11 protein-coding genes and 1 pseudogene are annotated in these 12418 nt (G+C 68.8%); 3 read left to right on the top strand and 9 right to left on the bottom strand.

Going from position 1 to position 12418, the window contains the following annotated elements; all coding sequences use genetic code 11:
- Positions 1 to 223 precede the first annotated feature (223 nt).
- The 3 genes from QIY60_RS31740 to QIY60_RS31730 form a co-directional block, all read right to left on the bottom strand.
- Positions 224 to 754 carry a hypothetical protein gene (locus QIY60_RS31740; RefSeq protein ID WP_283145607.1) on the bottom strand — a complete coding sequence of 177 codons (531 nt, stop codon included), beginning with the start codon at positions 752 to 754 and terminating at the stop codon, positions 224 to 226.
- Between the two features lie 204 nt (positions 755 to 958).
- Positions 959 to 1549: a hypothetical protein gene (locus QIY60_RS31735; RefSeq protein WP_283145606.1), complete on the bottom strand. Its 591-nt coding sequence runs from the start codon at positions 1547 to 1549 to the stop codon at positions 959 to 961.
- 92 nt (positions 1550 to 1641) lie between these two features.
- Positions 1642 to 1956, bottom strand: coding sequence for a transposase family protein (locus QIY60_RS31730; RefSeq protein WP_283145605.1), 315 nt, complete (start codon positions 1954 to 1956; stop codon positions 1642 to 1644).
- Positions 1957 to 2268: 312 nt separating this feature from the next.
- Between QIY60_RS31730 and QIY60_RS31725 the strand changes: the two genes are divergently transcribed.
- Positions 2269 to 2709: a hypothetical protein gene (locus QIY60_RS31725; protein WP_283145604.1), complete on the top strand. Its 441-nt coding sequence runs from the start codon at positions 2269 to 2271 to the stop codon at positions 2707 to 2709.
- A gap of 193 nt (positions 2710 to 2902) precedes the next feature.
- Here the strand turns inward: QIY60_RS31725 and QIY60_RS31720 are convergent, their stop codons facing one another.
- From QIY60_RS31720 to QIY60_RS31705, 4 genes are all read right to left on the bottom strand, one after another.
- On the bottom strand, positions 2903 to 3067 hold the full coding sequence (locus tag QIY60_RS31720) for a hypothetical protein (protein ID WP_283146158.1): 165 nt from the start codon (positions 3065 to 3067) through the stop codon (positions 2903 to 2905).
- Positions 3068 to 3309: 242 nt separating this feature from the next.
- On the bottom strand, positions 3310 to 3720 hold the full coding sequence (locus QIY60_RS31715) for a Rid family hydrolase (RefSeq protein ID WP_283145603.1): 411 nt from the start codon (positions 3718 to 3720) through the stop codon (positions 3310 to 3312).
- Between the two features lie 177 nt (positions 3721 to 3897).
- Positions 3898 to 4167 (bottom strand): pentapeptide repeat-containing protein, encoded by a 270-nt coding sequence (locus QIY60_RS31710; RefSeq protein WP_283145602.1) that lies wholly within the window; start codon positions 4165 to 4167, stop codon positions 3898 to 3900.
- Between the two features lie 442 nt (positions 4168 to 4609).
- A complete protein-coding gene (locus tag QIY60_RS31705) occupies positions 4610 to 6100 on the bottom strand; it encodes an RICIN domain-containing protein (RefSeq protein ID WP_283145601.1) in 1491 nt (496 codons plus the stop codon).
- A gap of 260 nt (positions 6101 to 6360) precedes the next feature.
- On the opposite strand from QIY60_RS31705, the pseudogene QIY60_RS31700 reads away from it, so the two are divergent.
- Positions 6361 to 6573 (top strand): annotated as a pseudogene (locus tag QIY60_RS31700) (hypothetical protein); the annotation flags it as partial.
- 568 nt (positions 6574 to 7141) lie between these two features.
- Here QIY60_RS31700 and QIY60_RS31695 read toward each other — a convergent pair.
- The gene (locus tag QIY60_RS31695; protein ID WP_283145600.1) at positions 7142 to 8959 is read right to left on the bottom strand and encodes a sugar-binding protein; all 1818 of its coding nucleotides are present in this window, start codon (positions 8957 to 8959) and stop codon (positions 7142 to 7144) included.
- A 1795-nt stretch (positions 8960 to 10754) separates the two neighbouring features.
- Here QIY60_RS31695 and QIY60_RS31690 point away from each other — a divergent pair.
- The gene (locus tag QIY60_RS31690; protein WP_283145599.1) at positions 10755 to 11159 is read left to right on the top strand and encodes an FKBP-type peptidyl-prolyl cis-trans isomerase; all 405 of its coding nucleotides are present in this window, start codon (positions 10755 to 10757) and stop codon (positions 11157 to 11159) included.
- A 136-nt stretch (positions 11160 to 11295) separates the two neighbouring features.
- Here QIY60_RS31690 and QIY60_RS31685 read toward each other — a convergent pair whose 3' ends face one another.
- Entirely contained in the window at positions 11296 to 12411 is a 1116-nt protein-coding gene (locus tag QIY60_RS31685) for a hypothetical protein (protein WP_283145598.1), read from the bottom strand.
- Between the last annotated feature and the right edge of the window lie 7 nt (positions 12412 to 12418).

Raw genomic sequence — 12418 nt, 5'->3', positions numbered from 1 at the left:
TGAGACCGAGCGAGACCGTGCCTGCCCGTTCATCATCGCGCCTGCCGTCCGGGCCGGAGCAACTGGCCTCCCTGTCCGGTGCCACGCCCGCCCCGATGGCCGTTGGCCTGCGCTGCTTCTTGACCTGGGTTCCCGATCCCCGAGACCGGCGCGGCCGGATCCGTCCCCTGAGCGCGGTGCTGGCAGCAGCTGCAGGGGAGCGACGCGGACACCGACTGCGCGATCAGGCGGGCGGGCAGGGGGGCGGCTCCTGGGCTGCGGTGTCGCCGGTGGCGACCTTCACACTCATCGGCGGCGGGGTCTGGTCCCCGCAGTAGTACTGGAAATAGGCGAGGCTTTCGGCCAGCGCGTCGTTCGGGACACCCGAGGGAACCGTGATGTTCACCCGCCACTGGGTGGTCTGCCCCGCGGCCAGGACCACCCCCTTGAAGTCGGCGATGCAGTCCAGGTGGGTGCTGTCGCTGTACTGCGAGCAATCCCACGCGGGCCCGGGCGCACCGACGACCTGGGTCAGCGTCTTGTCTGCGAGTGTGGTGCCCTGCGGAGCGCCCACGGTGATGCGGAGGAGACCGTTGCCCGCCGCGTCCTTCCCGTCGCTCGTGAAGTCCTCGCCGGTGGTGTTCTTGAGGCCGAACGTCACCGTGCCGGTCGTTCCTGGTGCGATGACGGCGACGGGGTCCTGGGGCTGGTCGACCAGCCCCGGAATCGAGGCCAGGGCCAGCGCCGGGCCGCTGCTCAAGGCGACGCCGGCCATCGCGGCAACAGCTGCGGCACACCATCCCCCGGCCCGTCCAACCCCGCCCCGGCGCCCCGCCCGCTCTCCCGTCCTGCGAGACGCCGGCGTGTTCACCAGCCCCTGTACGTACGTCATGATCCGTGATCCTTTCCGTGTTCCTGCCGCAGCCGGTTTCTGGACTGCCGGTTGCGGCAAAGGGGTGCGATGGAGCGTCCGCCCCGCTCAGGCAGACAGGGGGCCGGTTGCGACACGCACCCGCGCTTCTGTCTGGTCCACAGGGTTCTGCGTGCATTCGGTGTAGAACCAGCTGTACTCGGTGGACAGGACAGGGATGCCTGGGGTGTACACGTTGGCGGGAACCGTGACGTTCACCTGCCACAGGGTGGTCTGACCCGCTGGGAACATCACGCCCTTGTAGTCGGAGTAGCAGTGCAGCACTTTGCGGTTGAGGGGCCACGTGCACGTCCAGGGGCCCGGTGCATTACCGAGGGGGGTCAGTGTTCTGTCCGCGAAATACGCTTCCGAAGGGGCGTACAGTTCCATGCGCATACGGCCGTCGTTCGTGTAGCTCACGTCGGATGTATTCACATACCCGAACTTCGCGGGGCCCGTCGTTCCCTTCTCGATGACGTTGTACTCGGGATAGACGACCAGTCCCGGAAGGGGGGCCGCAGACGCCGGGCCGGCGCCCAGAACCACCGCAGAGCCCACCGCGAGAGCCGCGGCACACCACCGCCCGATCCGCCGGATCCCAACCCGCCCATGCGCCTGACGCGCCCCCGGCGTTCCTGCCGGCTCCCATCCGTCCACCATGGCCTGCTTCCTTCCCACTGCATCGGAATTCCCGGCGGAAGCACCTGCGCCCCGCAGCCGTGGACAACCTCCCTCGACAGCAGACACAGGCATCACACCTGCCGAAAGATGCCTCCCGTCTCAGCCCCGCCGGGACACCCGCTTCGCCCGCATATCACCCGATAGCCATCGACAGTGAAATACGTCCGCGATGGCTTGGGGTCACGGCGGGTGGGCCAGGTGCCCACGGCCGTGTCCAGTGCGGCGCCGTCCACCCGGAGTAGGATCCGCCGCACGGTGGCCGGGTGCGGGACACGGACCCGGCCGGTGAGGGCGTCGGCCTCGAAGCCCAGTGTCCTGAGTGCCCAGAGCGGGGCATCGGTGATCCATTCGCCGATCGCCGCCAGAGACTTCGCCCCGGCCAGCACGCTCGTATTCTGCCTTCAACGCGGCCCGTAACGAGCGCCAGTCGGCCGCGAGGGCGATGTCACAGAGCGCTTCTACGCCTGGCCGTTCCACCAGTTGTCCGCGGACAACCCCGCTTGTCCGGCCCCTTGACCCGAGCGGACCTGGACATATGGCACCGGGGCCGAGCGGACAACTTCCCCCTCCCGCCAGTGTCAGACCGCGAACAGTCGCACAGCCGTACGGGCTCGGGGCTCTACGGCGGGCTCGCCCATGACCCCGGACCTTGTCCACACACCACCCTTGTGCACTCCCACGACAAGAAGGATCCCGTGATGCGGAACATACGCACCATCGCCGGCGCCGCCACCGCGGCGGCCCTCGCCACCACCACCCTCATCGGCCTCAGCCCGGCCGCCCACGCCGCAAGCGGCACCTGCAGTTACGACCGGCCCCTCAAGTACGGCTGGACCGTCACCGAGTGCCTCGAAACCAGCGGCTACCGCGGCACCACCAACCAGACCGTAGAAGACACCGGCGCGACAACCGACGTCCGGATCTACGACGAACTGTGGAACGACTGCACCGGCGCCTGGAGCGTCGTCGCCTCCAACTACCGCGACGGCGGAATCCACGCCATCCCCAGGCAGGGCCCCTTCCGCGCCAGCCTCTCCTGGTCCTGCGGCACCCACAACGCGCGCTTCCAGGCCCACGTCTACGAGACCGAGTCCGGCAAAGTCGTCGACGGCTTCTGGACAAACATCATCTCCACCTGACCCAACCCGACCACAGCAAGTCGCGGCGTGCCGTCCCTCCCACTCGGCGGCACCACCGGCATGATCGAAGCGAGCATCCAGTCGGGCAAATCGGTCTACTGGACGGGCTGGGCGCCCTACAACTGACCTCGTCCGCTTGTCTGGCACTGAGCGAAACAGCGCCCTCCCCAGCAGGCCTCGGGACGGGCGCTGTTCATGCGCCCCGGGCATGTGGTGGCCCGTCGGCGGAGTCAGCGGGGGTGGTGGCGTCGGGCAGTGAGTCCGGGTCGTCGACGCACACCTGGCAGTGTTCGACCAGGTAGCCGTTGTCCGCGAAGTCGCCGACGATCCTGGCGAAGTCGCGTCGGGCATCTCGCACGGTGCTGCCGTCAACGGACAGGCCCCGGCCCTGCCGCTGCGGCCAGTCCGGCCTTTCGTCTTCTGTCCGCAGGGCGAGGACCACCCGGGTACGAGCCGAGGAGCCCGCCAAGGCTGGCTGACCTCTGCCGTTACCTGCCTTGACTGCCAGCCCCCTGACAGGCCGCAGGCAGTCTCGCAGTCGTGATTCCCGCCAGGGACTTCCGGCCCAGGACAGCTCAGGCGCCGTGGTGTGTCTGGGCCTCAAGAGTCGAGCACGGCGGCCACAGCCTCGATCTCGACGAGCTGGTCCTCATAGCCGAGCACAGTGACGCCCATCAAGGTGCTGGGGACGTCATGATCAGCGAACGAGTCCCGGACTACCTCCCAGGCAGTCACCAAATCCTCCCGCCGGGCCGATGCGACAAGAACCCTTGTACTGATGACGTCCTGGAGAGACGCGCCGGAGGCAGTGAGAGCAGCCTGCAGGTTCTCGATGGCTTTCAATGCCTGACCCGCGTAGTCCCCGATCGCCGCCGTCGAGCCGTCGTCATTGAGTGGACACGCCCCGGCGAGGAAGATCAGGCGGGAGTCGGCGGGCGTCGTGGCTGCGTAGGCGTACTCGGCGATGTCAGACAGAGAGGTGGAGCGGATCAGAGTGATGGCACGAGCCACGGTCGTTGGGTCCTTTCCCGTCGGGTGTGGAGCGCGGACATCCTGCCAAGGACCCGTTGGCACCCGCCTTCCCTTTTTCTCGCCGCCCCTCGGCAACGCCGTCATTCTCTGGTCGACACTCCTGGGCCGGGGTGATCACCGACTGACTCCGGAACAACCCGTCGAGAAACGCCGTTCCTAGTGATCATGGACGTTCGCCCCTGCCAGGGTTGCTCCCGCCAGGACAGCGTGTGCCAGCCAAGCCTGGCGAAGGTCGGCCTTCGTCAGCGATGCTTGGAGCAAGGAGGCCTTCGTGAGGGTCGCGCTGAGGGAGGCGCCCGTCAGGTTTGCCCGGTACAGGTAGGCTCCTCCAACGTTCACGCCCTCGCCGTCAGTCAGGTCCGCCCAGCGGAGTTCGGCACCGGCCAGGTGCAGTTCGCGGAGGTCGATCTCCTCACGGCTACTCATGTACTCACGGGACTGGGGTCGGGTCAGCCCGTGAGCGCCGCCTGTGGGGCGGCGCTCGGTCGGCCGGGCAGCGGCTCCTCGTCCGTGCGCGCAGACGAGGATCGAGTGCCGGGCGCGCGCTCGTGGCGGGAGTGGCCCAGCACTCGCGCGGCGCCGGTGACCGCTTGTTCCGGGGCGTCCTGGACGATCTGTTCAACGATGGTGTCCAGGACAAGAAGATCACCCTGGAGGGCGACCGGGCCCAGGATGCTGTGGACACGGTCTTCTCCACGCTCACCCTTCCCGACCCGAAGTTTCCGATCGTCACGCCGCGCTCACGGAACCGACCGAACGCATCGGGCCGGTTCACGGTACGTACTCGCCGTGAACCGGCCCTGTCCACTCACTGCGGTCCGGGGTATCCGCTCCTCGTCGCGGTCGGCGCCCGGATGCCGTCCGGCTTCTACTGGAGCTTCCACTGCATGGAGTCGAGACCGTCCGCGGTGGCGCAGGAGGAGACCGTCAACTGGCCCTCACCCGTGGGGGCGCCCAGGCACAGGTCGCCCTGCTTGCTGCGGATGCTGTACCAGCCGGGGCGGTTGGGGGTGGCGCGGAACCGCCAGAGCTGATTGTCGGACCCGCTGCCGTTCACCTGGTGCGACCAGGCGGTGCCGTTGGAGAAGTTGTAGTCCAGCACCCGGGCGTTGGCTCCGGTGAGGCCGCTGCGCTCGGTGTAGCGGTTCTCGATGAGGAAGTAGCCCCCGCCCTGGTCCCACAGATGCCACTGCTGGTTCTCGGTTCCGGTGGCGTGGTAGCCGTAGACGGCGGTGCCGCTGCCGGTCCGGTACGCGTAGAGGTCCGCCAGGTTGTTGTTCGAGTTGGTCAGGGTCGTGATCTTGTTGTGGGCGGGCTGGCCGTTGGCGCCCTGCAGATTGCTGAAGACGGCGAGGGCGGCGTCGCGCCAGGCCGCGGCGGCGGGGTCGTTGCCGGCGCTCCCGGAGAAGTCGCCGATCTGGACGGGTCCGCTGTCGAAGGTGTCGCCGTTGAGGAGGGGGCCGCCGCTCGCGCCGCCGGAGAGGTCACTGTCGCCGGTGCAGGGGCCACCGCTACCCATGATCTGCGGCGGGTTGTTGTCACCCCAGTAGGGCTGCCTGACGCACGTGTGGAACTGGTTGCTCTTGCTGGGTATGCCCGCGAACACGACCTGTGCCGGCAGGGAGCCGATGTTGAACTGGTAGCCGGAAGCGCCGACGGCGTCCTGGACGTGGGTGCCGTTCTGGGTGTTGAGCGCCAGGAACGCGGTGTCGTCCGTCTGCGGGGCGCCGCCCGTGAAGCTCCCGACGACCCCGAGGCCACGGGTGGTCCACTTGCCGTAGGGGGCGTGTTCGCCGTCGGCGTCCACGTAGTACCCGGGGGTGAACTCGTACTCCGCCTGGGGATTGATGCGACCCTGGTCGTCGTGGGGAATGCAGTGCCGTGCGGTGGCGACCATGTCCTTGCTCTCGCTGGTGATCACATTGCCGGTGCACAGGCTGATGGCCCACCAGCCGGGGTTCTTCTCGTCGGGCCAGGCTATGCGGACGCGGCCGGTGGTGGCCCGTAGTCGGGTTTCTCCCGCAGACCCCGCTGTGAACTGGTTCTTCCCCTTCCGTGCGGGGGAGGCTGCGGGTGCCTTCACGGTCTGCCCGGCGCCGAGCGCGTTGGCCTTCGGCCGTGTGGCGTTCGGCTTCCAGTCCCGCAGTTCGCCCTTGAACGGGCGGAGGGTGCCTTTGCTCTCCTGCTCGGCCCAGAAGGCCCGCTGCTGGGCATCGGTCGCGCCGGCGGTGGCGTAGACGCCACCGTCCGCGGCACGCGGTGGGGGCGCGCCCCCACCGGTGGCATGCGCCGCGGTAGTGGGCAGGGCGGCGGCCAGACTCGCGGCCGCGAACGCCAAGGTGAGCGCATGTCTGCGCAACGGATTCTCCATTCCATGCGTGGTTGACCGAGAGGCGAGGGGGCGAGGGGGGCTCTGAACGCAGGCGCCCGGAATCCCCCTGGTCAGCGACCGGCACACGCCGACCGCCGTGGCGGCCCGCCCCTTCCTATGGACCGCGGTGCCGATCCCCCGCCTCTCCGTAGGTGTGCGGCTTGCGCATCCGCGGTGAGCGGTGCAGAGAGAGAGTTGCTTCCTCGAATCCATGGGAGATCGACAGAAGATAAACGAGTGCCGCCACCAGCCGTGCCACCACGGTTCCGGTGGTCGCCCATCGGCTGTCCACCGTGACCACGGCGGACCGGATGGTGGTCATGGAGACGGGCCGTGTACGCGCCATCGGCACGCACGCCCACCTCATGGCCCGCGACGCCCTCTCCCGTGACCTGGCACGCACACAACTGCTGGCAAGCGGGCATGAGTCAGGTGGGCACCCGCTCAGAAAGGAGGCCTGATGGGCACACACGACCGCTCACCCGACCGAGCCCGACCGAGGACGCCGGGCCCCTGGACATACGCGCAGACCGGATACCCCTGCCAGCAGGCGAGGCGGCAGGTCGGTGGCCCCGAGTGACCGACCGGGCGCCGGGCCGGCCGGGCGGGGCCCCGGGCCCGTACGGCATGGCGCCCACATCCGCGGGGCCCCACTAGGAAGCTGGTGCCCCCCCGTATTGCTTGTGAAGAGAGCGCGGGCAAACCGGCGGCAATTCCTGGCAGTTGGCGGCGAGACGAGCCCGCGCAGGCAAACAGGGCGGGAGCGCCCCGTCCAGGAAGGGACAGTTGGCGTGAAACGGGCTCTCCGAGGTAACCGGCGCGCATCGCTCCTGCTTCGCCGCGTCCTGCGACGGGGCCCCGCCGGCGATCATCCGCCAGTACATCGAGCAGCAACAACGTCCGTTGTGACCTGCAGGTCACAACAGTCCTGAGATGCATTCATCCCCGGCCTGAAGGCTGGGGCTTTCTGCAAGACTCCCGGTAACGTCTGCCCCGATCGCGGTGGGCGGTCTCGATACCAGCCGGAGGTCAACCCCCTTGCCGTGGTCGTCGCGGACCGCCCGCGAGGGGGACACCGGTGCGCCGGGCCTGCTCGACGGATGCCGTGGAGCGGCTGCTCCGGGCGGCCTCCTGGGGGATCCGCGCGGGCTGCACGGGCTGGTCGGGCGGCGGGACGTATCCGGGCAGGCGCAAGGTGCCCCAGACGTAGGGATCGGCCTGGGCGCTACCGAACGGGAACCAGGCCAGACGCGTCTGACCGGTCCGGTCCGCCGTGTCGGAGTCGTAGAGAAGGATATTGGCCGCCAGGCGTGCAGGATCGGCAGGGGCGGGCAGGCCGTCGAGCGGAATCCTGACCTCGACCGCGTACCCCCTGTACGGATCGGTCACGGCGGAGGCGACGGCCAGGCCCGGGGCGGTGCGGCTCGCGGGTCCCTGCCAGTTGTCGGCGTCGCGTTCCGCGCAGGGTCCCCTGCTGTCCTTGGTGAAGGGCAGGATGCCGGTCTTGAAAGTGGTCGAGGTGTCGTCGGAGCGGCCTTGCGGGTCGAGGGCGATCTCGACGGCGTCGGTGCGCCAGTGGCGTTTGCAGTCGGCCGCGGCGTCCAGGGTGTACCCCTTGATGTCGTCGGCGACGCGGACGAACACATACAGGTCATCGGCCTGGCGCGAGAAGCGGACGTCCGCCGCGCAGTCCTTCTCGTCGGCACATCGCTCGCCCTCCCAGTGGGTGAGCCGCAGCGCCGGGCCGGGGTACTCCTCCGGTCCGGCGACACCGTCCACGACGGGAGCCTCGGCCACGGAGGGCACACTGACGGAGGGGTTGGCCGGATACGCGGGCTGGGCGTCATTGGCGAGCCAGGGCATCCGCATCCGCCGGGCCCAGGCGCGGAAGTCGGCGTACAGCGGGCGCAGGCCCGGCTGTTCGCGTGTGGCGGGAGCCTGTGGTGTACGACTGTCGGCCAGGACGGTGAACCACTCGCAGGGCAGCTTCGCCCGTGGGGTTTCGACCGTCGGCGGCAGGGAGGCGAAGCCCTGGGTGGCGTACTCGCGGGTGGCGTCCCGCTCGATCTGCGCCCAGGTCCTGCCCGGGTGTCTGCGCGCTGTCGTGCCGGTCCATACACCGATGACGGGGAGCCCGGTGTGCGGGTCCTTGGCCTGGTACTTGCCGCACTTCTCCCCCGCGGGCCCCGGGAAACCGCCGTTCGTGGCGAGCAGTCGGGACGGTTTCCAGGCCGGGTACTTCTCCCGTGTGATCTGCCCGGGGAACGCGGTCGGGTCGCCTGCGAGCTGGAACGCCTCGACAGCCAGCCGTGCCGCCTCCTGGTGTCCGCCGTGCTGGTGGAACGGGCGCGGATCCATGACCACCACTTCGCGCGGGGTGGTCGCCCGGATCAGCCGGACGAGCCGCGAGAGTGTGTCCGTCGCCGGCTGGGGCGACGGGTTCCAGACCGTGGCGGTCAGCGGAGCGGAGAGTGTGTACCAGAAATCCGGCTTGTCGAGATAGAAGACGTTACGGATGCCGGCCCGCCGTACGGCCCTGCGCTCCTCGCCCTCGCGGATCAGGCCGAGAGCTGCCCCCTCTTCGGTGCCGACCGCGTTCCCGCCGCCCTCGCCCCGGGTGATGGTGACGACGCCGGTACTCAGGCCTCGCCGCTCTTGCCACTGGCCGAAGGTGGCCAAGGATGACGACTCGTCATCGGGGTGGGCTCCGACGAACAGGACGTCGGTGTGCGCCGGATCCGTCCTCCCCAAGGAGCCGGTCGGCACCGGACCCGCCCGTGCCGTGTCTGCCGCCGGGGGCAGCACGCCGACGACCACGCCGAGCACCGTGCACGCCGCCCACAGCATCTTTCGGACCCCGCATCGCAGCAAGGCAGCCTCCCTTCACCGGCAGTGTGCGACGAGCGGCGCCTGATGTCATCAGCGAACGCACGTCATCAGGCCAGCCTGCCAGTCAGCGGGTGCTCCCCCTCGCACCGCGAGTGACACATCCTCACGCGTCGCAGTTCGGGGACGCATTCGAATCTCATCGCATCCTTCGACAGCGGACACGTCACCAAGGTTCCCTGGTCCCAGGCCGGTTACCGACACTCGGGGCCGGCTCGACGGCAGGCCGATCGCAGGAGGCAGAAACATGAGAGTCAAACTCGGGCGTCGCACTGCGACAGCCACAGCGGTTGCGGCCCTCGTCGCAGGTGGCCTGGGCATGGCATCCGGCAGCGCATCGGCATCGTCCAACCTGCAGGTCTGGCTCAATGGGACGCACGGAGTGGGCGTCTACTCAGGGGCAGCGAGCAACACCCCCAAGGTCGCCGCTGACCTCTTCGCCCCCGCTTCCGTGTTGCGCGGCTGAGGCGCAGGCGTTGGGCAAGGCCCTCGGTGCTTTGGGGCTGGGTGAGTTCGGCGAGTATCTCGGCTCTGGTGGTGCCGTGCCAATCAGGTCTCGCAGGTTCTGGCTCCGGGCGGGTAACGCGCCGACCGGGTAGGTGATCATGGGGAGGCGCGGGCCAGGTGCCTTGGGCGCGTCGATGCAGGACATGTCGAGGGCACCGAATGTCGACGGGACGAGGATCACCCCCTGGGCTGTCGCGGAGACGGACTGGTCACACATGGGAAAGTCGAGCTGCAGGCTTCCAGCGTTCCATGTGAAGGCTGGGCCCAAGCGTTGATCATTTGGTGGAAGCCCTCACGCGCGCTGTCCACGGCGCGCCGTGAGATGTCGGAATGCATCTGATCGTGAAGCTGCGTCCAGTGCGGACTGACAGCGATGTCCCAGAACTGTCCGAGCTGGCTCGCTACTCGGGTGGCGAATCCGTGCCAGCCCCTTCGAGCCCAGATCAATCCGGATCATCCCGCCCCCACGCAACTCCAGTGTCCGGCACATAGCGCCAAGACCCAGTGAACGGTCAGGCCAGAGCAGCGTCCAGGCCCCTGAGATGGCGTGCCGGACCGATACCCTGTCGAGCCCTCTTCCGGACTCCGGAGCCCAGATCGCTACAGGGGCGCCAACGGCTCCGGTGCCCAAGAACGCACTCGCGCTGATCCCGGCGCCGTTCGTCAGCCCCCGCCGCGAGGCCGGATGTATACCCGCCGCGACTTGCGGCCGTACGGCCCGGCGTACACGGGCACACTGTTGATTAAGGGTCCGGCTCGTTTCGAGTGACTGGCTGAGCTGGGCTTTTGTATGAGTGGACTGGTGGCGGGGGTGGCCCGCCCCGCGTTCAGGGAGCGGTACTCACCCGTGGAGGTGTGCCCCGGGCAGACACCCGCGCACGCCCAACCGCTGATCCCGTACACCACGACGAGGGACACCATCCCATGCCCGGGCGGTCATTGTTGAGTTGATCCACGACGCGGTCCACATAGGTGCTCCGTCATGACGCCGGACTGTCGACCGAGCGCATCAAGACATCTCGCAGTGTGCCGGCAGCCGTCTGTGCCTCGTCTCGTTCGGGCGACTGCTGCGTAACCCGTGCATGGAGGTCGGGTTCATCGGCTATGCGAAAGATCATCACGTGTGGCCGCTGGATTCGGTGTGCTCCGGGGATCGGCATTCTCGGTAGCCTGACCATCTGCTGCACAGGGTGTCCATGCGTCCGGCTGGTCCGTGCGCGGGCTTTCGACGGAGAGTGACGAAGCTGCAATGAGTGAACTGACGAAGCCCGCGGTCGACGTTCCGAGGGGTGATGCTCCTACCGAGCTGACCATCCGGGACCTGGTCGTCGGGGAGGGGGCTGAGGTGAAGCCGGGCATGGTGGTCAGGGTCCACTATGTCGGGGTGACCTTCGAGTCCGGGAAGGAGTTCGATGCCTCCTGGGACCGGGGCGAGCCGTTCAAGTTCGCCCTGGGCAGTGGCAGGGTCATCAAGGGCTGGGACCGGGGGGTGAAGGGGATGAAGGTCGGCGGTCGGCGCGAGATCATCGTTCCCCCGCGTCTCGGCTACGGCAATCAGTCACCCTCGCCGTTGATCCCGGCGGGCTCGACCCTGGTCTTCGTGGTGGACCTGCTTGACTCGTATTCCAGCACGGCCGGGTGGAGCAACGCCTAGTGACACTGGCCGCTCCTCCGCTGCGACGTGCTGCGTCGTCTCCCGGGTTTGGTGCCGCAGTGCTCCTTACTGCCGCTCCTGCTCCCGCCTCCGCAGCATCCGAACGGTTCCGCTGCGACTCGTTGACCGCCGAAGGCTACAAGGCGATCGACTTCCTCAATGTCCTGCCCAGCGCCGCCGCCCGGACACCTGAACCCGGCGGCCGCGCTGGGCGGACGGGCGAGGTCCTCGGCGGAATCCAGCTCGTCGCACTGCCGGTCAGCGCCGGCCCAACCTCGCGACACGAAGGAAAGGTCAGCAGCGTCTCTAAAAGGGAGCCAGCACCGCACCCCCCCTTGTCCAGGAGGGTGAGGGTGCGCCGGAGGAGCCGTCCGTCCTCATCGAAGCCGAAGACGTCCACGAGCTTCGCGCCGCGCCGTGCCAGGCACAGTGGGCGGCCCGGGGTGAAGCCCGCCAGCTTGGCGGCGATGTCCGACCAGGCGGTTCCGTTGTATGTGGACCATCCCAGGTGGCCGGTGGCGAGCACGCCCACCAGCAGGACGCGGTTGACGGTGGCCACCAGCTGCAGGTTCATCCACCACGCGGTCAGCGGGTCGCCGCGCTCGGGGCGGTGCGGCAGGGGCAGTTCGCCGGTCGGGCCCTGCGCGGTCTCCCAGTCCGACGCGGTGCGTTTCAAGGTGGCGTACTTGAGCCGCGTACGGGCCCGGTCCTGGGCGATCGTGTGCAGGGTCTGGTCAGCGGTGCGGACCGCTGCGACACCGCTCGCCGCAGCGACGCCGTCGAGCCCGGGGACGAGGGTCGTGGCCAGGGCAGTCGCCCGGCCACAGGTGAAGACCCAGCGGGTGTGCACGACCTGCCAGGCGCGCGGGTTGTTCCAGGGCGGTAGCAAGTAGTCGTGTCCCACGTGGAACACGTCGAGCCTGTCGGCGTTGTGGACGGCGTCGTTCGCTGAGGGCAGCACCGCGAGGTTGCTGCTGCCCGCGACCAGCAGGGCTTCCCTGCTGCCTGCTCTGGCGGGCGGCGGAACGGTCTGTACGTTGTTCGTCCAGTCCACGGCCGGGCCCTGCTGCGAGAACTGCCGTACGAGCCGGTGGTCGCGGTCGACGTACACCAGATCCAGAGCGAGCGGTATACGGGACGCGGCCGCCAGGGGGCTGCCCTTGCGGGCAGGGTTGCGGGTGGGGCGGATAGGGCTGACGGGGCGTGATCCACCGGATGCGGATCCGTCCGTCGGCGCCGAGCAGGAAGACACGACGGGA

The organism is Streptomyces sp. BPTC-684 (assembly GCF_030028635.1).
GTDB lineage: Bacteria > Actinomycetota > Actinomycetes > Streptomycetales > Streptomycetaceae > Streptomyces > Streptomyces noboritoensis.
The sequence above is the reverse complement of the archived record's forward strand: the minus strand, read 5'-3'. Positions and strand labels throughout refer to the sequence as shown.

What these genes read in the sequence shown, in the direction of transcription:
- QIY60_RS31735 (WP_283145606.1), bottom strand. Translation starts at nt 1,549, where the DNA reads ATGGTGGACGGATGGGAGCCGGCAGGAACGCCGGGGGCGCGTCAGGCG.
- QIY60_RS31740 (WP_283145607.1), bottom strand. Translation starts at nt 754, where the DNA reads ATGGCCGGCGTCGCCTTGAGCAGCGGCCCGGCGCTGGCCCTGGCCTCG.
- QIY60_RS31695 (WP_283145600.1), bottom strand. Translation starts at nt 8,959, where the DNA reads ATGCTGTGGGCGGCGTGCACGGTGCTCGGCGTGGTCGTCGGCGTGCTG.
- QIY60_RS31725 (WP_283145604.1), top strand. Translation starts at nt 2,269, where the DNA reads ATGCGGAACATACGCACCATCGCCGGCGCCGCCACCGCGGCGGCCCTC.
- QIY60_RS31690 (WP_283145599.1), top strand. Translation starts at nt 10,755, where the DNA reads ATGAGTGAACTGACGAAGCCCGCGGTCGACGTTCCGAGGGGTGATGCT.
- QIY60_RS31710 (WP_283145602.1), bottom strand. Translation starts at nt 4,167, where the DNA reads ATGAGTAGCCGTGAGGAGATCGACCTCCGCGAACTGCACCTGGCCGGT.